Origin of the sequence: Aureimonas altamirensis, from assembly GCF_001463885.1 — a bacterium.
Taxonomy (GTDB): Bacteria; Pseudomonadota; Alphaproteobacteria; order Rhizobiales; family Rhizobiaceae; genus Aureimonas; species Aureimonas altamirensis.
The window spans coordinates 185,522-210,266 of sequence record NZ_BBWQ01000015.1 but is presented as its reverse complement, the minus strand read 5'-3'; the positions used below and the strand labels follow the sequence as shown (position 1 = coordinate 210,266).

The 24,745-nt window shown below is 65.1% G+C and carries 22 protein-coding genes and 1 other RNA gene; 4 read left to right on the top strand and 19 right to left on the bottom strand.

Features of this window, described 5'->3' with window-relative positions; genetic code table 11:
* Positions 1–14 precede the first annotated feature (14 nt).
* The 13 genes from murD to AUL31_RS20335 form a co-directional block, all read right to left on the bottom strand.
* Complete coding sequence (murD, locus tag AUL31_RS12315; RefSeq protein WP_060606733.1) at positions 15–1,400, bottom strand: UDP-N-acetylmuramoyl-L-alanine--D-glutamate ligase; 1,386 nt, start codon at positions 1,398–1,400, stop codon at positions 15–17.
* A 7-nt stretch (positions 1,401–1,407) separates the two neighbouring features.
* Positions 1,408–2,490: a phospho-N-acetylmuramoyl-pentapeptide-transferase gene (gene mraY / locus AUL31_RS12310; protein ID WP_060606731.1), complete on the bottom strand. Its 1,083-nt coding sequence runs from the start codon at positions 2,488–2,490 to the stop codon at positions 1,408–1,410.
* A 2-nt stretch (positions 2,491–2,492) separates the two neighbouring features.
* A complete protein-coding gene (locus tag AUL31_RS12305) occupies positions 2,493–3,953 on the bottom strand; it encodes a UDP-N-acetylmuramoylalanyl-D-glutamyl-2,6-diaminopimelate--D-alanyl-D-alanine ligase (protein WP_060606728.1) in 1,461 nt (486 codons plus the stop codon).
* Positions 3,950–5,401 carry a UDP-N-acetylmuramoyl-L-alanyl-D-glutamate--2,6-diaminopimelate ligase gene (locus AUL31_RS12300; protein WP_060606725.1) on the bottom strand — a complete coding sequence of 484 codons (1,452 nt, stop codon included), beginning with the start codon at positions 5,399–5,401 and terminating at the stop codon, positions 3,950–3,952. The genes AUL31_RS12305 and AUL31_RS12300 overlap by 4 nt, the downstream gene beginning before the upstream one ends.
* An 83-nt stretch (positions 5,402–5,484) precedes the next feature.
* Complete coding sequence (locus AUL31_RS12295) at positions 5,485–7,131, bottom strand: peptidoglycan D,D-transpeptidase FtsI family protein (RefSeq protein WP_060606722.1); 1,647 nt, start codon at positions 7,129–7,131, stop codon at positions 5,485–5,487.
* Positions 7,128–7,484 (bottom strand): cell division protein FtsL, encoded by a 357-nt coding sequence (gene ftsL, locus AUL31_RS12290; RefSeq protein ID WP_060606718.1) that lies wholly within the window; start codon positions 7,482–7,484, stop codon positions 7,128–7,130. Before ftsL ends, AUL31_RS12295 begins: the two co-directional genes overlap by 4 nt.
* The gene (gene rsmH, locus AUL31_RS12285; protein WP_060606715.1) at positions 7,484–8,476 is read right to left on the bottom strand and encodes a 16S rRNA (cytosine(1402)-N(4))-methyltransferase RsmH; all 993 of its coding nucleotides are present in this window, start codon (positions 8,474–8,476) and stop codon (positions 7,484–7,486) included. Before rsmH ends, ftsL begins: the two co-directional genes overlap by 1 nt.
* Positions 8,473–8,916 (bottom strand): division/cell wall cluster transcriptional repressor MraZ, encoded by a 444-nt coding sequence (mraZ, locus tag AUL31_RS12280; RefSeq protein ID WP_060606711.1) that lies wholly within the window; start codon positions 8,914–8,916, stop codon positions 8,473–8,475. Before mraZ ends, rsmH begins: the two co-directional genes overlap by 4 nt.
* A gap of 470 nt (positions 8,917–9,386) precedes the next feature.
* An RNA gene (gene rnpB, locus AUL31_RS12275) (RNase P RNA component class A) lies at positions 9,387–9,779 on the bottom strand.
* Positions 9,780–9,828: 49 nt separating this feature from the next.
* Positions 9,829–10,347, bottom strand: coding sequence for a lytic transglycosylase domain-containing protein (locus tag AUL31_RS12270; protein WP_073469344.1), 519 nt, complete (start codon positions 10,345–10,347; stop codon positions 9,829–9,831).
* Positions 10,348–10,543: 196 nt separating this feature from the next.
* Complete coding sequence (locus AUL31_RS12265) at positions 10,544–11,329, bottom strand: peptidoglycan recognition protein family protein (RefSeq protein WP_060606706.1); 786 nt, start codon at positions 11,327–11,329, stop codon at positions 10,544–10,546.
* Positions 11,326–12,036, bottom strand: a complete 711-nt coding sequence (locus tag AUL31_RS12260) for a J domain-containing protein (RefSeq protein WP_192842525.1) — start codon at positions 12,034–12,036, stop codon at positions 11,326–11,328. The genes AUL31_RS12265 and AUL31_RS12260 overlap by 4 nt, the downstream gene beginning before the upstream one ends.
* A 161-nt stretch (positions 12,037–12,197) precedes the next feature.
* Positions 12,198–12,434, bottom strand: coding sequence for a hypothetical protein (locus tag AUL31_RS20335; RefSeq protein WP_143190243.1), 237 nt, complete (start codon positions 12,432–12,434; stop codon positions 12,198–12,200).
* Between the two features lie 197 nt (positions 12,435–12,631).
* Between AUL31_RS20335 and AUL31_RS12255 the strand changes: the two genes are divergently transcribed.
* The 3 genes from AUL31_RS12255 to AUL31_RS12245 all read left to right on the top strand — a co-directional run bounded on the left by AUL31_RS12255 (position 12,632) and on the right by AUL31_RS12245 (position 15,195).
* On the top strand, positions 12,632–13,396 hold the full coding sequence (locus tag AUL31_RS12255; RefSeq protein ID WP_409359967.1) for a glycoside hydrolase family 25 protein: 765 nt from the start codon (positions 12,632–12,634) through the stop codon (positions 13,394–13,396).
* Positions 13,397–13,483: 87 nt separating this feature from the next.
* Positions 13,484–14,677: a lytic murein transglycosylase gene (locus AUL31_RS12250; RefSeq protein WP_060606700.1), complete on the top strand. Its 1,194-nt coding sequence runs from the start codon at positions 13,484–13,486 to the stop codon at positions 14,675–14,677.
* A gap of 107 nt (positions 14,678–14,784) precedes the next feature.
* On the top strand, positions 14,785–15,195 hold the full coding sequence (locus tag AUL31_RS12245) for a DUF4112 domain-containing protein (RefSeq protein WP_143190244.1): 411 nt from the start codon (positions 14,785–14,787) through the stop codon (positions 15,193–15,195).
* Between the two features lie 3 nt (positions 15,196–15,198).
* On the opposite strand, the gene AUL31_RS12240 is transcribed toward AUL31_RS12245, so the two are convergent.
* The 3 genes from AUL31_RS12240 to AUL31_RS12230 form a co-directional block, all read right to left on the bottom strand.
* On the bottom strand, positions 15,199–16,419 hold the full coding sequence (locus tag AUL31_RS12240) for a type III PLP-dependent enzyme domain-containing protein (RefSeq protein ID WP_060606697.1): 1,221 nt from the start codon (positions 16,417–16,419) through the stop codon (positions 15,199–15,201).
* Positions 16,420–16,885: 466 nt separating this feature from the next.
* Complete coding sequence (metF, locus tag AUL31_RS12235) at positions 16,886–17,800, bottom strand: methylenetetrahydrofolate reductase [NAD(P)H] (RefSeq protein WP_060606694.1); 915 nt, start codon at positions 17,798–17,800, stop codon at positions 16,886–16,888.
* Positions 17,801–17,814: 14 nt separating this feature from the next.
* A complete protein-coding gene (locus tag AUL31_RS12230) occupies positions 17,815–18,810 on the bottom strand; it encodes an ArsR/SmtB family transcription factor (RefSeq protein WP_244489393.1) in 996 nt (331 codons plus the stop codon).
* Between the two features lie 124 nt (positions 18,811–18,934).
* Here AUL31_RS12230 and AUL31_RS12225 point away from each other — a divergent pair, with 124 nt between their 5' ends.
* A complete protein-coding gene (locus AUL31_RS12225; protein WP_060606693.1) occupies positions 18,935–19,273 on the top strand; it encodes a DUF2293 domain-containing protein in 339 nt (112 codons plus the stop codon).
* On the opposite strand, the gene AUL31_RS12220 is transcribed toward AUL31_RS12225, so the two are convergent.
* From AUL31_RS12220 to AUL31_RS12210, 3 genes are all read right to left on the bottom strand, one after another.
* Complete coding sequence (locus AUL31_RS12220) at positions 19,274–19,897, bottom strand: DedA family protein (RefSeq protein WP_192842524.1); 624 nt, start codon at positions 19,895–19,897, stop codon at positions 19,274–19,276.
* 176 nt (positions 19,898–20,073) lie between these two features.
* Complete coding sequence (locus AUL31_RS12215) at positions 20,074–22,299, bottom strand: O-linked N-acetylglucosamine transferase, SPINDLY family protein (RefSeq protein ID WP_060606689.1); 2,226 nt, start codon at positions 22,297–22,299, stop codon at positions 20,074–20,076.
* A 108-nt stretch (positions 22,300–22,407) separates the two neighbouring features.
* On the bottom strand, positions 22,408–24,675 hold the full coding sequence (locus AUL31_RS12210; RefSeq protein ID WP_060606686.1) for a tetratricopeptide repeat protein: 2,268 nt from the start codon (positions 24,673–24,675) through the stop codon (positions 22,408–22,410).
* Positions 24,676–24,745 lie beyond the last annotated feature (70 nt).

Genomic DNA, 24,745 nt, shown 5'->3' with positions numbered 1-24,745 from the left:
CCCCTTTTGTCGTGTCAGATGGGCCTGAAACCCGGCAATGCGGAAACCGCATCGCGAAAGGCCGCGCCACGAACCTCGAAATTGCGGAACTGATCGAAACTCGCACAGGCCGGAGACAGAAGAACGACTTCCTCCCCGCCCGTGCCCGACGCATCACGCGCGGCGCTTGCCACCGCTTGCTCCAGAGTACCGGATATTTCGTAAGGAATTCGTTTACCAAGAGTGGCCGCAAAGGCCGGCGCCGCCTCGCCGATCAGGTAGGCCTTGGCCACATGATCGAAGAGCGGCTCCAGCGGAGCGATGCCGCCCTCTTTGGGCAGTCCGCCGGCGATCCAGTGGATCCTGTCGAAGCTGGCAAGCGCCGGTGCTGCGGCATCGGCGTTGGTGGCCTTCGAATCGTTGATGAAGAGCACCTGCCCGACATGGCCTACCTGTTCCATGCGGTGGGCAAGCCCCGGAAACACGGCAAGCCCGGCGTCGATCTCCGCGTCCGAAAGCCCGGTTGCCGAGAGCGCGGCGATGGCGGCGGCGGCGTTCTGCCCGTTGTGGCGGCCGCGCAGCGAGCCGATGCCGGCAATGCGAAAGCGCCCGGCTTCCGCGCCGCCGACCCGGCGCACGACATCCGTTCCATCGAAGCCGTAGCCATTGGCCGGCAGCTCCTGCCGGGAAATGCGCAGCACATCGTGTCCGGCGGCCTCCAGCCTGTCGGCGATGGCGGCGCAATAGGGATCGTCGATGCCGATGACGGCGGTCTGCGCGCCGGCCACCAGCCGTTCCTTGATGGCGGCGTAGTTTTCCATCGTCCCGTGCCTGTCCAGATGGTCGGGCGACAGGTTGATGAGGATGCCGACGGTGGGCCGCAGCGACGGGGCAAGGTCGATCTGGTACGACGAGCACTCCACCACATAGCAGGGGTCGCCTTCCGGCGGGGCGAGCGTCAGCACCGGCACGCCGATATTGCCCCCAAGCTGCGCATTGCGGCCGCTGGCTGCGATGCAGTGGGCGATCAGCGCCGTGGTGGTGGACTTGCCATTGGTGCCGGTGATGGCGATGAAGGGCGCGTCGGGGGCCCTTTCCGCCCGCTCGCGCGAGAATATCTCCACGTCGCCGATGATCTCGACGCCGGCCTGACGGGCAAGCTCGGCGCTCCAGTGCGGGCGCGGATGCGTCAGCGGCACGCCCGGCGCCAGAACCAGCGCGTCGATGGCGCTCCAGTCCAGATCGTGCAGGTCGCCGACCGGAAGGCCGGCCGCGGCGGCAGCGGCCACCGCCGCCGGATTGTCGTCGAAGGCGGTCAGCAGCGCGCCGCCCTCGGCCAGCGCGCGCGCCGTGGCGTTGCCGGAGCCGCCGAGGCCGAACAGGGCGATGGAGCGATCCTTGAAGGTGCGTGCCGCGATCATGCCCGCCTCACCGCAGCTTGAGCGTGGACAGGCCGACGAAGGCCAGCATGAAGGCGATGATCCAGAACCGCACCACCACCTGGCTTTCCGTCCAGCCGAGCTTTTCGAAGTGGTGGTGGATCGGCGCCATCAGGAAAACCCGCTTGCCCGTCAGCTTGAAGCTGGCCACCTGGATGATGACCGATAGCGCCTCGATGACGAACAGGCCGCCGATGATGGCAAGCACCAGCTCGTGCTTGGTGGCGACGGCGACGGCGCCGGTCAGCCCGCCGAGGGCCAGCGACCCCGTATCGCCCATGAAGATGGCAGCCGGCGGCGCGTTGAACCAGAGGAAGCCGAGCCCGGCACCCAGCACCGCGCCGCACAGCACGGCCAGCTCGCCCGTGCCGAGCACGAAGTGGATCTGCAGATAGTTGGCAAAGTTCACGTTGCCGGCGAGATAGGCGATCAGGCCCAGCGCGGCGGCGGCGATCATGATCGGCACGATGGCCAGCCCGTCCAGCCCGTCGGTCAGGTTGACGGCGTTGCCGGCCCCCACCATCACGAAGGCGGCGAAGCCGACATAGAAGATGCCGAGATCCAGCAGGAACTGCTTGAAGAAGGGCACCGGAATGGACGTCGCCAGATCGTCGGAGCCGGCATAGACGATGATGGCCGAGGCGATGCCCGCGATCAGAAATTCCAGCGCCAGCCGGGCCTTGCCCGAAAAGCCCTTGTGGCTCTGCTTCGTCACCTTGAGGTAGTCGTCATAGAAGCCGATCGCCCCGAAGCCGACCGTCACCAGCAGCACCGCCCACACATAGAGATTGCGCAGGTCGGCCCAGATCAGCGTCGCCGCGATGACGCCGGACAGGATCATCAGCCCGCCCATGGTGGGGGTGCCGGCCTTCTTGAAATGCGTCTGCGGACCATCGGCGCGGATCGGCTGCCCCCGTCCCTGCCTGATGCGCAGCGTCGCGATGATCGACGGGCCGAACAGGAAGACCACGATGAACGAGGTGATCATCGCCGCACCGGTGCGAAAGGTGATGTAGCGGAACACGTTGAAGACCTGCGCGTCTTCCGCGAAATGGGCAAGGTATGTCAGCACGCTCAGGCCTCCGGCGCGGGCACGCGCGGCGCCGCTTCCTGTCTTGTCGAACTATCGGTCCGGGGCTCTACCATCGCGTCGACCAGCCTGGAAAGGCCAATGCCGTTCGATGCCTTGAACATCACCACGTCGCCGGGGCGCAGGTAAACGGCCAGCGCCCGCCCAAGCGCATCGAGGTCGGGCAGCCATTGCACGTCGGCCTGGCCGGCGATCGTATCCAGCAGCGGGCGGATCTCCGGCCCCGTCAGGAAGACCGCGTCCACCGCCGCCGCCAGCAATGGCTCTGCCAGCTCGGCGTGCAGCCGCGCGCTGTTGTCGCCCAGTTCCCGCATGTCGCCCAGCACCGCCACGCGCCGCCCGTCGCTGCGCGGCTCCGCCCCAGCCAGAACGGCGATCGCCGCGCGCATGGAGGCGGGATTGGCGTTGTAGCTTTCATCGATGACGCGGATGATGCCGCTGCCGGCCGGCACGTCGTGGCGCGCCCCGCGCCCCTTGCCCGTACGCCAGCCCGACAGCGCCTCCGCCGCCTTGGCGAGATCGGCCCCGACGAGGTCGACCGCGCCCAGCACGGCCAGCATGTTCTGCGCGATATGGCGCCCGGCGGAAGCGATGCGCACATCGACATTGGTGCCGTCGATCCGTGCTTCCATATTGGCTCCGTCATCCAGCTTCTGGAAGCGGATCAGGCGGAAATCGGCGGTGCCCGCCTCGCCGAAGCGGGCAATGCGCGTGACGCCCGCCGTCCGGGCCAGGTCTGCCAGATGCGGCCCATAGGGGTCGTCGGCATTGATGATGGCGCTGCCGCCCGGCACGACGCCCTCGAATATCTCGCCCTTGGCGTCGGCGATCTCTTCAAGGTCGCGGAAATGGCCAAGATGCGCCGGCGCAATCAGCGTTACGATGGCAACATGCGGCTGCACGAGCTTGACCAGCGGGCGGATTTCGCCCGGATGGTTCATGCCGATCTCGAAGACGGCATAGTCGGCATCCTGCGGCAGCCGCGCCAGCGACAGCGGCACGCCCCAATGATTGTTGAAGGAGGCGGCAGAGGCATGCACCGTGCCGCAGGCCCCCAGCGCGTGGCGCAGCGCTTCCTTCGTCGTCGTCTTTCCGACGCTGCCCGTCACGGCGATTATCTGTCCCGTTGCACGCATGCGCGCAACGGCGGCAAGCCGCTCCAGTGCCTTCAACACGTCGTCCACCACCAGCAGCGGGGTGGTCAGCCGCTGCAGGGCCGGCAGCTTGCGCTCCGAGACGACAAGCAGGCTCGCCCCGGCGGCGGCGGCGGCACTGAGAAAATCATGCCCGTCGAAGCGGTCGCCCTTGATGGCGAAGAAGGCTTCGCCCGGCCCGACGCTACGCGAATCGATGGAAATGCCCGTTACCGAGGGCGGCAGGCTGCCGATCGGGCGGCCACCCGTGGCCGCCAGCAGCGCCTCGCCTGTCCAGAGCGGCTCCGTCATCGGCTGTTCTCCGAAATAGCCCGCGCCACTTCCTCGTGGTCGCTGAAATGGTGGGTCGTTTCGCCAACGGTCTGCCCCACCTCGTGTCCCTTGCCGGCCACGACGACCGTATCGCCGGGCACGGCCAGGCGCACCGCTTCCACGATGGCGGCCCTGCGGTCGCCGATCTCGATGGCGCCCGGTGCGGCCGCCAGTATCTCGGCCCGTATGGCATCAGGATGTTCGGAGCGTGGATTATCGTCGGTGACGATGACCGTATCGGCCAGACGCGTGGCGATCTCGCCCATGATGGGGCGCTTCAGCCTGTCCCGGTCGCCGCCGCAGCCGAACACCACGATGACCTTGCCGGTGGTAAAGGGGCGCACCGACGACAGGACATTCTCCAGTGCCTCGGGCTTGTGCGCATAATCCACGAAGACCGGGATGCCGCCGGGCTTTGTGCCGGCAAGATCCAGTCTACCCGGCGCACCCTGGATATGCTCCAGCGCAGCCAGCGCCTTGCCGACAGGCGTCCCGGTGGCGATGGCCAGCCCTGCGGCCACAAGCGCATTCGACATCTGGAACTCGCCGGCCAGCGGCAGCACGACCCGGTGGATGGCGCCGCCGCCCTCGATCTCGGCGATCTGCCGTGCGCGCTCGAGTTCCAGCCGCTTCAGACGCAGAAGGTCTCCGCCGCGCCCCACCAGATGCACCGTCAGCCCTGCCTCGCGCGCGGCCCGCGCCGCCGGCTCGGAGAAGGCGTCGTCGGCAAAGATGACGGCCGGCGCGCTCTTGGGCAGCAGCGTATCGAAAAGCCGCATCTTGGAGCGGAAGTAATGCTCGACCGTGGGGTGGTAGTCCATGTGGTCGCGGCCGAGATTGCTGAAGCCGCCGGCGGCAAGCCGCACGCCATCCAGCCGACGCTGGGTCAGCCCATGGCTGGATGCTTCCATGGCTGCGTGGGTGACGCCTTCGTCGGCCAGTTCCGCCAGAAGCCGCGCCAGATCGACCGGATCGGGCGTCGTCAAGGTTCCGTATTCGTCGCGCGTCGGGCTGACGACCCCTGTGGTGCCGATGGATGCGGCGGCCTGCCCGCAGCGCGCCCAGATCTGCCTAATAAACGCGGCGATGGACGTCTTGCCGCTGGTGCCCGTGACGGCCACCAGCGTGCCGGGCTGCCGCTGGTAGAAGCGGGCCGCCATCACGGCCAGGGCATGGCGGGCATCGGCGGCCCGCAGCACCGGCAGCCCATCGGCCACATGGACATCGCCTTCCACCAGAACGGCGGCGGCCCCCTTGCGCCGCGCCTCCGCCACGAAGACAGATCCGTCGAGCCGGGTTCCGGACAGTGCGGCAAACAGGAAACCCGGCTCCACCTTGCGCGAATCGGCGGTCATGCCGGCCACCGGGATCGCCGCCGTTTCGGGCGCCATGTCGGCCAGACCGTCGGCCAGGTCAGATAGCTTCATGTCAGGCATATCGGGCGTTCTCTTCACTTATGCCGGGCTGCGACCAGCGGCTGCCGGCAAACGATTCGCCCGATAGCATAGAATCAGTAGCTCACCAGAAGCTGTCGTCCGCCGGTGCCGAAATCGGGACGAATATCCAGAAAGGCGGCGGCGCGGCGTATGATATTGGCCGTCGTGGGCGCGGCGTTCCAGCCGGCCGTGGCATAGGGCTCTCCGGCGGCACGCTGCGGCTCGTCGATCATGACGAAGACGACATAGCGCGGGCTCGCCATCGGAAAGGCGGCCATATAGGCGTTCAACCGCTTGTCCGTGCGATAGCGCCCAGCGATCATCTTTTCGGCCGTTCCGGTCTTGCCGCCGACGTCGAAGCCGTCCACGCGGGCGGACTTGCCGGAGCCCTGCTCCCCGTTCAGGCGGAACAGATAGCGCATTTCGTCGGATGTCCGGCCGCTGACCACCGGTACGCGGACGGCTTCCGCCTCCGCCCGGGAGCGGGCCAGAAATGTCGGCTGGACCAGATAGCCGCCATTCATCAGCGCGGCGCCGGCCGCGGCAGTCTGCAACGGGGTGGTGGCCACGCCATGCCCGAAGGAGGCTGTGATAGAATGGACGGCCTGCCATTGGCGCGGCTGCACGGGCGTCGCCGTTTCGGGCAATTCCGTCTGCAGACGCGACAGAAGCCCGATGCGCGACAGGAAGGCGCGATGCCCCTCCACACCCACGGCCTCGGCTTCGCGCGCGGCACCGATATTGGACGAGTACATGAAGATTTCGGGCACCGTCAGCGACCGCTTCTGCCCGCCCGTATCGGAAATGGTGAAGCCGTCGATGCGGATCGGCGCGCGGGCGTCGAACGTATCGTCCAGGTCTACCTTGCCGCTTTCCAGCGCCATCGCCGTGGTGAACGTCTTGAAGGTGGACCCCATCTCGTAGGTCGCAGCCGACATGCGGTTGACGCCGCTGCCGGCCGCGGCGCCGTCCGGGTTGTTGGGATCGTAGTCCGGCAGCGAGGCCATGGCGACGACCTCGCCCGTCTCGACGTCGAGGACGACGCCGCCGGCAGCCATTGCCTGATACTTCTTCATTGCGGAGGCGAGCTCGTCCCGCAGAACGTGCTGAACCCGCAGGTCGACCGACAGGCGCACCGGCTCCGGCTGGCCGGCTGCATCGATGCGGCGTCCGTTGCGGGCCTCCGCGTCGACGAATTTCTCCATGCCCGCGACGCCGCGATTGTCGGCATCGACATGGCCGACCACATGGGATGCCGTGCTGCCGCCCGGATAATAGCGCCGCTTTTCCGTGCGAAGGCCGATGCCGTCGAGACCGAGCTTCGAAACCGCCTGCGCCTCGGCCGGTGTGACGTTGCGCTTGATCCACGCGATGCCACCGCGCTGCGACAGCCGCTTGCGCACCGTTTCTCCGTCGAGGCCGGGCAATGCGGCGGCCAGGCGCTCGGTTGCGACATCCATGTCGCGTATGCGGCTTGGCTCGGCGAAGACCGACGCGCTGCGGATATCCGTTGCCAGCACCTCGCCGTTGCGATCCAGAAGGTTCGGACGCGCTGCCGGCTCCATCTGCCGCTGGGCCGACGCCTCGGCCTCCGGCATCGTGCCCCATGCCATCAGCCGCCCGCCGATCACCGCGTAGACGCCGCAGAATACGATCATGGCAATGGCGAGCCGCGACTTGTTCAACGGTGGCTCATCGCGAAGGCGGCGGCGCAGCTTCATCGAAGGACACCTCGCTGATTGGCGGCCAGGCCGCCCTCCAGGGCGCTCGGCTCCGGGGCAACCGGCACCGGCTCGGACGGCAGGTCTTCAGGGCCGACGATCTGCGTCGGCGAAATGGTCTTCAGGTTCAGGTCGTCGGCGAAGATGTCGGCCAGCCGCTGCAACCGGTAAGGCTGGTTGAGCAGGCTCCAGTCGGCCTCCAGCAGGGAGATGGTCTCGCGCTCCATGGCGATCTCGGCATCGACCTTGCGCAAACGCTCTTCGATGGATTCCGCTTCGTGCTTGACGCTGAACGTCCATGTGGCCGCGCACAGCATGATGGCGACGAGGATGATATCGAGCGTCTTCAGCATCAGCGTTGTGCTCCGGATTGCGGCAAAGCCGCCAGCGCAGGTAAATCGAAGAACCGGTAGGCATGCGGCCCCTGCCGCGCCGGAACGGAGGTACGCACCGCGGAACGAAGCTTGGCGGAGCGGGCGCGCGGGTTTTCCGCGATCTCTTCCGCCGTGCCGCCTTCAGCCTTGTTGCGCGTCGCGAATGTCGCATCCTCATGGCTAAGATCGGGTAAATGCCGTGACTGTGAAGCAGCTTGCGAGCGATCGCGCAGAAACCGCTTCACGATCCGGTCTTCCAGAGAATGGAATGTCACGACCACCAGCCGGCCGCCCGGCTTCAGAATGGCCTCGGCAGCCACCAGCGCATTCATCAACTCGCCCAGCTCGTCATTGACGTAGATGCGCAGCGCCTGAAACGTCCGGGTGGCCGGATCGATCTTGTCCTGCGGTCGGCGGCCCAGCACCTTGCCCACCAGCCCGGCCAGATCCGCCGTCGTCTCGAAGGGGCGCTCGGCGCGCCGTGCCTCGATGGCGCGGGCAATGCGACCGGCCTGGCGCTCCTCGCCCAGAAAGGACAGCACCCGGGCAAGATCACCCGGCTTGAGGCGGTTGACGACATCGGCGGCAGAAGGCCCGGCCGCTTCCATCCGCATGTCCAGGGGGCCGTCCTTCTGGAAAGAGAAGCCGCGCTCGGCCGTGTCGATCTGCATAGAAGAGACGCCGATATCCAGCACGACGCCGTCGACGGGCCCGTCGACATACTCGGCCATGCGAGAGAAGCGCCCTTCCACCAGGCGCAGCCGCGCGCCGAACTGTGCGCGCATGGCGCCGGCGTCGGCGATGGCAGTCGGGTCGCGGTCGATGCCGATAATCGTGGCACCGGCATCCAGAAGAGCCCGGCTGTAGCCGCCGGCCCCGAAGGTTCCGTCCACGATAATGTCGCCGGGCGCGGCAGCCACGGCCGCACGCACCTCGTTCAGCAATACGGGCAGATGGCGAAGCCCGCTCATTGCGCAGCCCCCGGCCGCATGGCCTGCAGGCGCTGCCGCGCCTCGGCGCGATGCGCCTCGAACCGCTCCGGCTCCCAGAGCTGGAAGAAGTCGTTGCGCCCCACGAAGACGACCTTGTCCGTAATCCCCGTATGGGCGCGAATGAAGTCCGTCACCGTGATCCGCCCCTCGGCATCGAATTTCAGAAACGCCCCGTCGCCGTAAGCGAAGAGCGACATGTCGGCGAAGGTCTCGCCAAAGGGGTCTTCCCGGGCCATCCGGGACTCGTAGCGCTCCAGAAGGTCCATGCCCCCGACGTCGATGGCGGGATGGGCAATGGATTGCAGCGCATAGAGATCGGAAAAGCCCTTCGCCGCCAGAACCTGGCGGAACATCGCCGGGACGGAGACCCGCCCCTTGGAGTCGATGTTGTTGACCGCGTTGGAGAGAAACCGGTTCATCAAGCGTCACACTTGCCTTTCCGACCGGTTGCATCTCATGCCACCCCCGCTTCAGCGAAAAATTCGACAAATCACACCCGACAGCGGCGCGTATGAACGCACCGCACCCCGCGCCGACTGCGCCCGAATGCCGAAATTTCGAACTGATGTTCGCCCGCCAAAGCAGGCACCCCGAATTGTCATTTGGTTTACCATGGGATCACGTGGGCGTCAATGGGAATTGCCCCCACGCCTCACCTCGCCGAACGGTGTCGGTCGACATGACAATCGGCATTACCGTAATTGAAACAGATGCTTACAACTGCCAATAGACAACGGGAGGGTGCAGAACGCACCTCGGTTGTCGCGCACCTGACTCTGTAAAAAACTGAAATAATTCATGCGCCTGGGGCTGGCGGCTGCAGCCATCCCATGGCCACCCATTTTAATGGGGCAGAAATTTTCGGAGCAGATCGGGGGCTTTGGGTCGAAGAGCCAGCCGGCCTGTAAGCCGGGTTCTGTGCACCGGCCTTGCAGCCGGGCGGCGACCATTCATCTGGGACGCGGCTCGCACCGCGCCTCAAGCAACCTACCCGAACGACGGACCCGGAGAAGGCTGGCGCAAGCGCCGTGTCGTTCCTATTCGGTTTTGCTTCCGGTGGGGTTTACCTTGCCACGCCTGTTGCCAGGCGCGCGGTGGGCTCTTACCCCACCCTTTCACCCTTACCGGCATGCCATGCGGCGCGCCGGCGGTTTGCTTTCTGTGGCACTTTCCCTGAGGTCACCCTCGCCGGGCGTTACCCGGCACCGTTTCTCCGTGAAGCCCGGACTTTCCTCTTCCGCGGCCTTTCGGCCCTTGCGGCAGCGGTCGCCCGGCCGGCTGGCGCGCGGAACCTGTGCCCACGCGCCGCCAATGTCAAGCGAGCTCGGCGCTCAGTAGCTTGCCATCTGCACCTGCACCTTGCGACAGTACTGGCGAGAGGTCGGGTTGGAGCGCTTCGCATAGTGGCCGGCATTGTATTTCAGGATCGTGCCGCACAGGGTGCCGCCGCCCTTTTCCTTGGCGCCCGCCAGATAGCGCATGCCGTAACGAAGGTTGGTGGCCGGATCGTACAATTGCTTGCGGGTGCCCTTGAAGCCCATGTCGCGGGCGGTGGCCAGCTTGATCTGCATCAGGCCGACCTCGCCCGCCGAGCCGGTCACGTCGGGCCGGTAATTGCTTTCGACGAAAATCACCGCATGGGCGAGCTCCAGTCGCACGCCGGCACGCTCGGCCTCGGTAGCGATCAGCTCGGCATAGGGCATGTCGGTGAAAGGGGTTTCCACGGTTCTTGTCGGCTCTCCGGTTTCCATCGGCGCTGTGGAGGTGGAAGAAGCGGTATCGGCACGAGCGGCTGGGATGAGGGCAAGCGACATCATCACGACCCCAGCCAGAAGGGGCAGTCTGTTCATCATCGTCCTGTCGATATCGCCGGCTGCAGAACACGCATTGATGCCGGCACACTGGTTGTTGCGGCGGCAAGAAACGCTGCGACGCCGAAGCGGCATCGGCGCCGCAAGCGACGCCAGTGCCGTTAGGGCGGTTTCTCGTCAGGAAAAGAAACGGCAATGTGTCGGTGCGTTCACGGAATGTTAACGCCCGTTACAATTACGGCGCAGGATGGGGCTTCGGCTTGATCGATAGACGCTGCGACAGAAGCCGGTGCATCGTGCCGACCGTGCTCGTATCGGCGATGCCGTCCAGCAGCGTCGGGCGATGATGGCGCTGGAAGGCCAATGTGGCCAGACGCGTTGCATCACCGTAGTTTCCGTCTGCCGCCATATCGAAACCATAGGCCGCCAGCATCGCCTGCCAGGCCGCGACGGGCTCGCCCTTGTCCCCGTGCGACAGGAAGCGCCCACCGGACACCGGAACCGGCTCCACGGTCATGCCGATACCGGCCGCCGAGAGTTGATCCCACGGAAACAATTCGCCGGGATCTTCCTTGCGGGACGGCGCGATATCGGAATGCGCCACCACGTTTACGGCAGGGATTGCCCATCTGACGACACAATCCCTGCACAATTCGATCAGGCGGGCGATCTGCACGGGCGGAAACGGCCTAAGGCCGTGATTATGGCCCGGATTGACGATCTCGATGCCGATGGACCTGGAATTGATGTCACGTTCGCCGCGCCAGAAGCTTTCCCCTGCGTGCCAGGCCCGGAGCGCTTCCGGCACCATCTGGACGATCTCGCCGTCCTCCATCACCAGATAATGGGCCGACACCTCACTCTGCGGGTCGGTCAGGCGCTCCAGGGGAGAATCGCCCGGCCGCATGCCGGTATAGTGCAGCACCAGCATATCGGGCTTGCGGATGCCGCCGCGACGCTCTCCATGGTTGGGGGATGGCACGACCCGGTCGACACTTGCGCTGTCGCTGCGAAAACTCACGTGGCCGGCACCCGCGAGATGCTATCCCAGGCGGCGTTGATCGCCTTCATCCGCTCTACCGCGATGGACATGAACTCCTGCGGCACTCCCCTTGCGGCCAGTCGGTCGGGATGGTTTTCGCGCACCAGCTCAAGGTAGCGACGGCGGATCACCGGCATCGGGTCGGTGGGAGAAACACCCAGCACGGCGTAGGAACTGCCCTCGCCTTCATGGACATGCAGCGCCTTGATGCGTGCGAACTCGGCTTCGCCGAGGCCGAAGATCTGGGCAACCCGCTCCAGAAACGCCAGCTCCCGCTCGTGCACGATCCCGTCGGAGCCGGCAATGAAGAAAAGCCCGTCGAGGATATCCGTCAGCATCGCGCATTCGCCATCGCAGGAATTGCTGCAGAGGCCGCGTAGCTTGGCTGCATAAAGCTCGAAGCCGGCCGTATCCTGCCGCGCAAGATCGTAGAGGCGAAAGACGTTGCGCTCTTCCTCGGCGGGAATTGCGAAGATGCGGCGAAATGCGGAAATCTCGTTCTGCGTGACGACGCCATCCGCCTTGGCCATCTTGGCGGCAAGGGCGATCATCGCAACGGAGAAGGCAACGCGGCGGCGTGTTTCCGCGTCGCGCTCGTACAGCGCGCGCAGCCTTTCGAAGATTGCCTCCAGTGCCTGCAGACCCTGAATGGCAACGTCCCGCATCAAGGCGCCGAGAGTGGACAGAATCGACATGCGGCAGTTTGCACCCTTACGCCGGACAGACCGGCTCGGAATCACGGCGCCCATCATAAACGGTTGGCGTCGTGGATTGAAACCTACCGAAGATAGCAAAGAGCCGGCAGCGATATCGCTGCCGGCCCAGTCAGGCGTACAAGCCGATTGTCTTACTGGTTGGTCGTCCCGGTGGAACCACCCATGGTTCCGCCCGTCGTGCCGCCTGTGGTGCCACCCGGGGCCGGCTCGGCAGCAGGCGGAGCCGTCGTGGCCGGCGGGGTGGTCGTCGTCGCGGGTGGCGTCGTACCGCCGGCAGGCGGTGCAGGCTGTTCAGCCGAATTGTTGTCGGAGCACGCTGCAAGGCCAAGCAGCGCAGCAGCGCCAAGAGCGATAAGGGGCTTCCTCATAATTTTCTTGTCCTGTTCAGTTCGTCCTTCAGCACCACAACAGTGCCAGACACGCAGGAGTTGCAGTTTCCCGATCAAAGCATGTTGCAGAATCTTACGAACGTGATCGCCTCGGCCGCAAATTCGGCTCAAGGCTGACGAAAGGCTGCTTGGCCATTTTCCAGGGATATCGGGCAGGATCGGGATACCGCATGAAACTGAACAGGCGCGTCATCGCGACAGGAATCCTGCTTCTGGCGGGCGCGCTCGGCATTACGGGGTGCCGCACGGCAAGCCTCGATCCGGTCGAGCTTGGCCTTACCCGCATCGCCGGAGAGCGGCCGGATCATTACCCCGTCCACGGTATCGACATTTCCAAGTATCAGGGCGATGTGGATTGGCGCGCAGCGCGGGCCGATGGCGTCGAGTTCGTCTATATAAAGGCCACCGAAGGCGGCGACCGCCTCGACGAGCGTTTCCACGAAAACTGGCGCGGCGCCCGCGATGCCGGCATTCCGCATGGCGCGTACCACTTCTTCTATTGGTGCCGGCCGGGCATCGAGCAGGCGCGGTGGTTCATCAAGAACGTGCCGCAGGACGCACTCTCCCTGCCGCCCGTCCTCGACGTGGAATGGACACCCCATTCCCCCACCTGCACCCGCAGGCCAGACAGGGCCGAAATGCAGCGCGAAATGAGCGCCTTCATGGATGCGCTGGAGCGCCATTACGGCATGCGCCCCATCATCTACGCACCGATCGACATTCATCGCGACCGGCTGGTGGGCACCTATCCCAACCACCGCTTTTGGCTGCGGGCCGTGGCAGACCACCCGGACAATGTCTACGAAGCGCGTGATTTCCACTTCTGGCAGTACACGGCAACGGGCACCGTGGCCGGTATCAAGGGCGACGTCGACCGGAACGCGTTTTCCGGATCGCGCCAGGAATGGCAAAGGTGGCTGGCGTCGCACACACGGCGATAAACCGCCCGTGCATTGCGATGGTCATCTTCAAACGGCCATGATCGCGGCGTTCAGCCCTGTCAATTCGATATGTCGGGAACCGGAATCATGAAAACCGTCAAGCGGCTCGGCGCCGCGCTTCTTCTTCTGGGGGCCAGCTCCTCGATCGCCATGGCGCAGGGCGCCGCATGCGGTGGCGATTTCGGCGCCTTCATGCAGGGTGTCCGCACTGAGGCCATCGGCCGTGGGCTTTCCCAGGCCGGCGTCGACAAGGCGCTGGCTTCGGTGCGGCAGGACCCCAAGGTCCTGCAGCGTGACCGCGCCCAGGGCGTGTTCCAGCAGGCGTGGCTTCAGTTTCAGGGCCGCATGGTGAACAAGAACCGTCTGGCCAACGGCAAGCAGCGTATGCAGAAATACGCATCCGTCTTCCGCGAGGTGGAAGCGCAGACCGGCGTTCCGGCCGCCGTAATCACAAGCTTCTGGGGCCTTGAGACCGATTACGGCGCCGTGCTGGGCGATTTCGACACGCTGAACGCACTGGCCACCCTGTCGCATGATTGCCGCCGGCCGGACCTGTTCCGCCCGCATCTGATGGGCGCGATCGCGCTGGTCGACCGCGGCTATCTGCAGCCATCCGAAATGCGCGGCGCCTGGGCGGGAGAGCTCGGCCAGACGCAGATGCTGCCCGAGGATTACCTGGCCTTCGGAACCGACGCCGACGGCAACGGCCGCATCAACCTTTTGACCGACGTGCCGGATGTGTTGATGACGACCGGCAAGTTCATCCAGCATCTGGGCTGGCAGCGTGGCCAACCCTGGCTGGAGGAAGTGCGTCTTCCCGCCGACTTCCCCTTCGACCGGGCCGCCCTCGTCGCCAAGGAGCCGCGCGGCAACTTCGCGGCACTCGGCGTCACCAAGGCCGACGGCACTCCGCTGGAGCGCGACAACGTCCCCGCTTCCATCGTGCTGCCGCAGGGGCGCGGCGGGCCGGCCTTCCTGGCCTTCCCCAATTTCGACGTGTACCTGACCTGGAACAACTCGCTCGTCTACGCCCTGACGGCCGGCTATTTCGGCACGCGCCTGGCGGGGGCGCCCGCCGTGCATGAGGGCAACCCGCAGCCGGGCCTGGACGGCGACCAGATGAAGCAGCTTCAGCAGCGGCTGGTTTCACGCGGATACGATGTCGGCAAGGTGGATGGCATCCTGGGCGCCAACACACGCGCCGCCGTACGGCAGGAGCAGATCCGGCTGGGCATGCCGGCCGATGGCTGGCCGACGCGCCAGTTGCTGTCCGCCCTCTAAACGAAGGGCTAGAGCGGCGGCCGGAACCGAAATCCGGTCGCCGCCTCTTTTTACTGCTGGTTGCAATGCCCACATCTGCAACGTCAAGTTGCTGATGGGAGCGCCAGATGGCCACTGTCGAATATATCCTGCCGGGTGAAGCCGTTCGTGGCATGAGCCGCGACGAAAAGCTGCGTCGTATCCGCCGTCTGGCGATGGTGGCGCGCGTCATGGACACGGCCTTGCGCCTGCCCGGCACCAATATTCGCTTCGGTGCGGATGCGCTGATGGGCATGGTGCCGATTTTCGGCGATGCCGCCGGCGCGCTTGTCGGCCTTTTGATCGTCAACGAGGCGCGGCAGCTTGGCGTGCCGAAGCGCAAGCTGATGACCATGCTGTACAATATCGGCGTGGACACCGCCTTCGGGGCGGTGCCCGTCGTGGGCGATGCCTTCGACGTCTACTACAAGGCGCATCGCCGCAACATCCAGATCATCCTCGATCATCATGGCCTGGAAGAGGGCGACACCCGCCGCTGACGCTCAGTCGGCCATCGTTTCAAGGCTGGCATAGCCTTCGGCGGCATCGCCGGCACCGAACGGTGTCGTCACATGGACGAACGTATCGGGATAGAAACCATTGAAGCGCGTGCGCAGCGACAGCGAGTACGCGCCGATGTGGCCAATCTCGATCCAGTCGCCGGTGTCCACCGTCTCGGGCAGCCAGAACGGGCGTGACAGGATATCGACACTGTCGCAGGTTGCGCCGCATACCTTGAAGGCGGCGATCTTGCCCGCATCGCCATGGCGACGCTTGCGCGCCGGATCGGGAATGAACCGCGCCGGCAGGGTGATCTTTCCCGTCCAGGAATCCGACAGCGAAGCCCAGATGCCATCGTTGATGTATAGCCTGCGCCCCTTGCGCAGCAGCACGCGCACGATCAGCGAAAAGGCCCTGGCAACGATGACCCTGCCCGGCTCGGCCACCAGCGGGACATTCGAAAAGCCCCATTCGTTCAGGTCGGCCCGCAGCCGCGCCATGATCTCCGGAAAGCCCGGCATGTCCGGCTTGCGCCTTTTGGGGTCGTATCCATACTCGGCCGGGAAGCCGCCGCCGACATCCAGCCCGGCCAAAGGCACATCGGCGCGGTTGCGCACCCAGTCGGCCGAGGCCAAAGCGCGCTCGTAGGTCTCCGGGTCTTCGATCTGCGAGCCGACATGGAAGCACAAGCCGGTCTTGAAGCCGATGCGGTGGCACCGTTGCAGCAGCTCCACCGCATGGGCGGGCGCGGCGCCGAACTTCTTGGACAGTTCGTAGGCGGCATGCCCCTTGGTCTGCAGCCGGACGAACAGGGTGATCGTTGCCGGGTCCATATCCAGCGCACGCACGACACGCAGGATCTTGGCGACCTCGTCTTCGTGGTCGAGAGACATGACCCGGATACCGTAGGTTTCCAGCGCCAGCCTGATATCCGACTGCGCCTTGATCGGGTGCATGTACAGCATGCCGGCATCGGGGGCGACGGCCCGCACCGCAGCGAACTCTCCCGGCGAGGCGACGTCGAACAAGGTTACCCCTGCCTTCGCCAACGTATCCAGAACCATGGGTTCGCCGTTGGTCTTTACCGCATAGGCTGTTTCGCCGGGAAACGCGTCCATGAAAGAGCTCGTATCCTGCGTCAGCACCTCTGGCCTAAAGCAGTATACGGGAACGTCCGGACGCAAGGTATGAACGGCCTCGATGGCTGTATCGAACTTCTGCAACGCGACCCTCTCTCATGCGAATCCAGACACCCTAGATGGTGCATACTGCGGCAGGATGAAGCCGATTGCGTGACGAAGCCGTGCTTTTGCACCGCAAAAGACGGGAGGCCGGCGATGTCGTTCACGGAAAAATATCGTCGGATATTATCGTTTTAAATTAGGCGATTGCGACATTTGCGCCCATGGATGCCGCCCTGCCGCAACGTTTTGCCCTTTACCGTCATTCAGGATTGATTAACACTGTAACACACCGTGAGAAGGGAGTTACATCCGATGGAAATCACGCGATCGCTCAACATAGCTATGATTGGGGCCGCATTCTTTTTTATCGGTGCGTTGGTCACCGGGGTCATCTCCTGATACCCCTTTCGGCTATTGCCGCTGCTCCTGATAATCGACGATAAGAAACCGGGGTCATGTACTGGCCCCGGTTTTTTAATGCCCGCTCATTGCCGATGACGCCTGCTCAGGCGGCGGCCTCACCCGGTGCCGGCACGGCATCCGACCTTGGGCGCATGCCCAGGATATGGCAGATCGAGTAGACGAGGTCGGCGCGGTTCATCGTATAGAAATGGAAATCGGAAATACCGCGCCGCGTCAGGTCGAGCACCTGTTCGGCGCATACGGCGGCTGCCACATGCGCCCGTGTCTGCGGATCGTTTTCCAGCCCCTCGAACCGCTCGGCCAACCAGATCGGAATGCTGGCGCCAATGGCGGAACAGAAGCGCTGTATCTTGGTGAAGTCGTGGATCGGGACGATGCCCGGTACGATCGGAACGTAGATGCCGGCGCGCCGCACGCGCTCGACGTAGCGCTCATAGGTGTCGTTGTCGAAGAAGAACTGCGTAATCGCCCGGCTGGCGCCATTGTCGACCTTGCGTTTCAACAGGTCGATGTCGGTTGCGAAATCCGGGCTTTCCGGGTGTTTTTCCGGGTAGGCGGAAACGGATATCTCGAAAGACGGGTCGATCGCCTTCAGGCCCGCCGTCAGCTCCGCCCCGTTGCGATAGCCATCCGGCCGGGCGACGAACGCGGTCCCTGCCCCCGCCTGGCTGTCCCCCCGCAGCGCCACGAAGTGGCGCACGCCCGTATCGCGGTACTGGCGGACGACGTCGTCCACCTCGCCCTTCGAGGCGTCGACGCAGGTCAGGTGGGCGGCCGGTGCAAGATCCGTCTCTTCCAGGATGCGCTTCACCGTCTGGTGGGTTCGCTCCCGCGTCGACCCTCCCGCACCGTAGGTAACCGAAACGAAGCTTGGCTCCAGTGGCGCAAGGCGCTGGATGGAAGACCAGAGCGTTTGTTCCATCGCCGGAGATTTCGGCGGAAAGAACTCGAAGGAGACACGGAGGTTCGACCGTTGGGCCGGTGACGTAGCGGACATGAGGTTCGTTCCTGTCATGCGTATCGAGCCGGCGGCGCCGCTTCGACCAGGTTGGAGCGGGCGGGTTTGCGGGCGGTGGATATGAGTACGGTGAGCTGCCCGCGCTCGCCGGGATGCAGCGCACGGACGTCGGTCGCCTCCAGGCCGGCCGCTTCGAAATAGCCGGCCAGCATCGTCTGGCTGAAGCCCAGCCGCGCATGGGCATGGTCTTCGCGCAGGAATTCGCAGTCATGGGCGTCGAAATCCACCACCACCAGGCGTCCGCCGGGGCGCAACGCCCGCGCCGCTTCCTGCAGCGCCGTGGCCGGCTCGTCCAGGAAGTGCAGCACGTGATGCAGGACGATCAGATCGTGGCTGAGCGGCTCGACCGGCAGATTGTAGGCGTCGCCCTGCCGGACAGAGACATGCGATAGGGACGCACCGTCCAGCTTGGCGCGGGCGATGGCCAGCATCTCGCGCGAGGCATCGACGCCGACGGCCTGGCGGGCACGCGGTCCGATGAGTTCGAGCATACGGCCGGTGCCGGTGCCGATATCCAGAAACCTGTCTATCGGATCGTCGCCGAGAACGTCCAGCAACGCGGCTTCCATCTGGGCATCGGGCACATGCAGGGCGCGGATACGGTCCCACTCGGCGGCGTTGTCGGCAAAGTAGGCCGCCGCCCTTTCCGCCCGCTGCGCACGCACCACGGCCAGCCTGTCCCTGTCGTGGGCCGGCGGGCCATCCGCCGCGCCCACCAGCGGCAGCATCCGCCGCACGAGCTCGGCACTGTCGTCTCCGCTCAGCCGGAAGTAAGCCCAGGCCCCCTCCTGGTAGCGTGCGACGACGCCCGCATCCACCATCAGCTTGAGATGGCGCGATATGCGGGGCTGCGATTGCCCCAGGATCTTCACCAGATCGCTGACGGTCAGGTCGCCCTGCAGCAACAGAAGGGCAAGCCGCAGCCGGGTCGGCTCGGCGACCGCCTTCAGCATGTTGACCGTTTCGTCGAATGGCAGTGACGATGCCACGACATCTCCGTTGCATTATGATATAAGGAAATCCTTATATCTCCTGCCAGGAAGGTGCAAGTCTGTTTCGCACGGCCCTGCCCCCGTGCCATCATACGACCGACAGTCGACGGTGGGGACGGATATGGCGACGGAACGTCAACGGGCGATCGACAGAGCCATGCGGGCGACGACGCCGCGCATTCCCTTTCTGGATGCCGAAACGGTCCGCTCGGCCGCGCGCTCGCGGCACCTGCGCACCGTCGGGCCGGACCAGGCATTCTGGCTGGCGGCCATTGCCCATATCCGCCACAGCTACACCGATTACGACCAGCTTCGCGATGAGGGCTACGACCGCGATGCCGCTTTGTATTTCATACTGGACGACATCAACGACATTCTCGACCGCTGGGGCTCGACCCGCAGGCTGGACTCCTACCCGGAGGCGGAGCCCGACGACGGCGCAGGCGCGCCGCCCGGCTGATCACTCGGCGCGCGACGGTGCCCGGCGGCTTTCCGGCTTGAAGGTGATGACCCGGTAGACATACAGGACCACGATCGACAGGACGATGAGGTTGGAAACCGGGCCGACATATTCGTCGATCAGCTCGTAGCTCTGCCCCAGGAGATATCCCGACAGCGCCAGGAACGAGGTCCAGATCAGGCTGCCGATGGTGGAGAACAGCAGGAAGGCCGGCAGCGGCATTTCCGCAAGGCCCGCCGGAATGGAGATCAGCGTGCGGACGGTGGGCACCAGGCGGCCGAGAAACACGGCGAGGTAACCGTATTTGCGAAACCAGCGGTCGGCAGCGCGGACATCGGACGGCGCCAGGGTCATCCAGCGGCCGAAGCGCTCCGACAGGCGGATGATGCGCTGCTCGCCGAAGAAATAGCCGAGATAGTACCAGGGCATGATGCCGAGCACCGTGCCGATCGTGCCGGCCAGGATGACCGTGTAGATGGACATCTGCCCCTGGGCGGCCTGGTAGCCTGCCAGCGGCATGATGATTTCCGAGGGTATGGGCGGAAAGATGTTCTCGAGGAACATGAGCAGTCCGATACCGAAGGCCCCGTAATTTTCCATCAGGCTTTTGACGAACTCGTCCACGGATCATCCTCGCTTCGCGTTTTCCGAAGGCTCTGCCTGTAGTGCAATGCGGCACCAGTTTAAACTGCCTTGCGGCGCCCGAAAGGCGAGATCGCCATTCGGCAATGGAAAAGGGCCGACCGGATCATGACCGGCCGGCCCTTTCAGATTGCGCATATGAGTTGCGGGAACGCCGGTTATTCGGCGGGAATCACGCTCTCGCTGTCGATGATGTCGAGAAGCGCCTTCTCGAAGTTGCGGGTATGCGCGACAGGGTCCCAGGCCGGACGGGCCAGAAGCTTCTTGCGCATGCCCTTCTTGAGGTTCAGCAGTTGCTTGCGGTTCTTTGTTTTGGCGACGGCCACCGCCACATAGGCATCTTCATTGGCGGCCACCCAATCTTCCAGGCCGGCGGCGCGGACGAAGCTGGCTCCCATCCGCGACACGAACTGGTGGCCCTCCAACGTGATGACGGGCACGCCCATCCACAGGGCCTGCATGGTGGTGGTGCCTCCGTTGTACGGATGCGGATCCAGAACCACGTCGATGTCGGCGTAAGCGGCCATCATGTCCGGCATGGCCACCGGGGGCAGGAAGGTCAGCCGTGAAAGGTCGGTTCCCAGTTCTTCGAAGCGCTGCTGGAACAGGGCGACGGCCTGCTTGTCGCCAAAGCTCGGCGCCCGGATGATCATGCGGGAGTTAGGTACGGCCTCCAGCACGCGGGCATACAGCGCCAGCGTCTTGCGGCTGAATTTCGCCGCGTTGTTGACGGCGCCGAACGTAAGCTGCCGGGTTTCCATTTCGGCGTTGAAGGTAGGAAGCGGGTATTCTTCCTCCGGCGCGTAGCAGAAGACCGTTCCGGGCAAACGCGCGATCTTCTCAGAGTAGAATTCCTCGGCGCCCTCGGGCGTGACGACGCCGTCGCTGATCAGCCAGTCCATGTTGGGCAGGCCCGTTGTGCCGGGATAGCCGAGATAATTGACCTGATAGGGCGCGGCCCGGCGTGCAAGCATGGCGCCGCGGGAATGGGCGGTATGACCCAGAAGATCGACCAGTATGTCGATCTGATCCTGCTCGATCCGGGCGGCAAGCTGGGTGTCGGACCAGGCCTCGACCTCGAGCCAGTGTTCGGCGCGCTCGCGCGCCAGGCGTGTCTGGTCGTCGAAGAGCCCGCCGCACGCATAGACGAAGCATTCGAACTTTTCACGGTCGAGCTCGCGCAGGATCGGCTGCATGAAGATGTTGACCGGATGCTGGTAATGAAGGTCGGCGGCAATGAAGCCAAGGCGGATGCGACGCCCCTTCAACGGCTTCCTGCGCAGCGACGACCGGTCGCGGGCATGGGCGGCAAGCGGCTCGAAAAGCCATTTGTGCAGATCGAGAATGCCCTTCGCGTCGTATGTGTCGCAATAGAGCGACGTCATCGCGACGCGCGAGCATTCGCGTCCACCCGTGTGATTGGCCTTCGCCTCTTCGATGAGAATGTTGACGGCGGCTTCGGCATCGCCCCGGCGGATATCCATGTTGGCACGGATACCGGCGGATTCGGCGTTGGGACCGAAGGCGTCGACCTTGTCCAGCAGTTGCTCGGCTTCGGTGATGTTCCAGCACTCGGCAAGATGCTTGGCAAGCGCCAGCAGCGAATGCGGGCTTGCGGGGTTGAGCTCGGCGCTGCGGCGCAGGACGTCGCCCGCCTCGACCCATAGATTATGCGCGTAGGATACCTGGGCAAGGCGCTGCAAGGTTGCCTCGACCGTCGAGGCCGATGCCGCGCCGAAGGCCTTGTAGGCGCGCTCCTTCTCGCCCATCAGCATCAGCGCGTTGCCGCGATCGAGCTGCCACTCGCACAATTCGTTGACATCGGCGCCGGCGTCGGCGGCGATGCGGATGCCCACCTCAAGCGAGGCGAGCGCGCGCTCAGGCATCTTCTGCTCGATCCGGTATCGGGCCATCATCCGGTGCACCATGGCAACCGTTTGCATGGATGTCGTACGTGCCGCATCCAGCGCCTTGGCGAGCGTTTCGTCGGCGGCGTCGAAATGCCCGAACTCTTCCTGAAGGCGCGCCAGGGAGACGAACGCCTCGTGCCGGTTCGGCGCCAGCCCCGCCGCGCGCCGATAGGCCGCTTCCGCGTCGTCGAACAGGCCGAGGCGGCGGCAGGCGTGGCCGCTTTCCAGCCAGGCGGTGTAGCTTGACGGGTTGATCATGAGCACACGCGCGAAAGCGTCGCGCGCAGCGGCCCAGTTTCCAAGATTGGCATGGCAGCGGGCTGCCTGGATGCCAGCCGGCTCGAGTTGCTCGTCCAGGACGAGCGCTGCTTCGAACCCTTCGAGGGCGACGGCCCAGCGACCCTCCCTGAAGGCCGCATTGGCGCCGTTGAAGCGTGCCGCGATTTCCTGTCCGGCTTCTGAAGTCTGCGACATAATGATTATCGTACCGTCACATTAAACATACGATGCAGGTTACATTATTCATGACTTCGCTGTCCTGCTACCTACGGTTGCATTCTGTCCGATATCGAAACCGTGCTTCTATTGAACGTCGGCTTCGCGGCGTGCTCCGGCCCGCGCCATTGCGAACATGGCGTCCTCGACGGCGCGCGTATGCCGAACCACGTTCCACGCCTCGTGCCCGATCAGCCTGGAACGCAGGTTCCGTCGCAGGTCCGCAAGGCGGGTGCGGTCGTTTGCCAGGCTCTCCGCCACGGCCAGATATCCGGCGTCGTCAGTTGCGACGAGGTCGGAGAGGCCGGCCGCCGACAAAAAGCTTGCCCCCATTCGGGCGGCGAAGCCCTCCCCCATCATGGTGACCACCGGCACGCCCATCCACAACGCCTGATGCGTCGTCGTGCCACCGCAATAGGGTACCGAATCCAGCACTATGTCGATGTCGGCAAAGGCAGCCATCATCTCCGGCAGCGGCAGCGGCGGATGAAAATCGACCCGGCCGAGATCGGCCCCGGCCGCCCGCAGGCCGGCCCGGAAATGCTCGATCGCCGCATCATCGACGAAGCTTGGTGCACGGAGCGAAAGCCGCGACTGCGGAACCGCCGATAGCACGCCCGCGTAGCATCTAAGGGTCCGCGCATTGAGTTTCGGCGCGTTGTTGATCGAGCCGAACACGATCGGCCCCGCACGCTCGCCTGCGGCAAGCGGCGGAAAATCGGTCTCCGGCGCAAAGCAGAAGACGGTGCCAGGCAGACGGAACACCCGCTCGGTATAAAGGTGATCCAGCTCCGGGGGCGTCACGATGCTGTCGCCGAGGATCCAGTCGACATTGGGCAGGCCTGTGGTGCCGGGATAGCCGAGATACATCGCCTGCACCGGGGCGGCGCGCCTGGCCAGCACCGGCGCGCGGTTTGTGCTCGTGTGGCCGACAAGGTCGATCAGAAGGTCCAGGCCGTCCCTGTCCATCTGGACGGCCAGCCGTTCGTCCGACCATTCGGCCACTTCGTGCCAATGCTCCACACGCTGGCGCGCCAGATGGGTCTGGTCGTCGTAGCCCGTACTGCAATGGTAGAAGAAGACCTCGATCCGGCTTCGGTCGAGTTCCCGTAGAACCGGTTGCATGAACATGTTGACCGGGTGAAAGCGCTTCATGTCGGCGCCGAGCATGCCCACCCTCAGCCGCCTGCCCTCCAGGGGCGGACGGACGAACGAGCCGGCCTGTCGCGCGCCGCTTCCCATCGTGGCAAACAGCATCCTGTGGGTGTCGCGGATTTCGGCTGCCGACAGGCGGTCGCTGTAAAGGCTCGTCATCGCGATGCTTGCCGGCACCTCCGCGTGGCCGACGAGGCCGGTGTTCAGGGCCGAATAGGCATTGAACGCAGCATCGGCGTTGCCGCTTCGCCAGTGCATCGCCGCCTTGGTGATGCCGATCTCGGCCAGCATCGGCTGATTGCCGGCAACCCGGTAGAGGTGCTCCGCGCGATCCAGGATCGCCTGGGCCTCCGCCACCTTCCACCGCGTGGACAGGATTTTGCCGAGGTTGAAGGCCGCATTGGCGCTGTCTGGGTGCAGAAGCCAGGCACGGCGGAACACCTCCTCCGCCTCTTCCATCATGCCATGCTGGTACGACACGTCGCCAAGGCGGGCCAGGACATCCTCGGCAGTGGCGGCCGAAGAGGCCGAAAACGCCCTCCACGCCTCTTCGGTACGACCCAGCATAAGCAGCGCTTCGGCCTGCCGGATCAGCCAACGGCAGATCTCGTTTTCGTCCTGCCGAATCGTCGTGGCATGGTGAAGGCCCATGTTCGATGCTTCGAGCGCCCCGGTGCCGTCGCGGCGCGCCAGGCGGCGTATGGCGATGAGGCGAAGCACCTCCGACAGCGCCGCCGCGCCCTGGCGGCCGGCCTGGGCCACGGCCCCGCGCAGCACGGCGGGCCCCTCGCCGTCCTGCATGTCCTCGAGCAGCAGGCCCAGTTCCAGCATCGGCTCGAACTTGTAGGTCGCGGCAGCGCCGGCGTTGCGGAAATCGGTCAGCGCATCCTGCTGCCGGCCGCAGGCCGCATACACCCGGCCGCGCTCCATCAACGCCGTATAGTGCCGGGGCGCGTCGGCCAGAAGCTCCGAAAGGATGGCGATGGCCGAAGTCGCGTCCCCGACCCGCATGAAGCAGCGGCACGCGGATATGGCCGCAGACTCAAGGCGTCGGTTGCTTCGGAAGGATCGTTCGTACAGGCGCGCCGCGGCGCGCCAGTCGCCGGCCCGGGCCGCCGCATCCGCCGCGACCGCAAGATGTCCGGGGTCGTCGGCGAAACCGGCGACCGGGCTAAGGTTGGACTGGCTGGACAGGGACATCGTCCTTCATGATGAATATGATTTCATATGAAGGGATGCGATATTTCATGCGACGTCAAGCCGGTGTGCG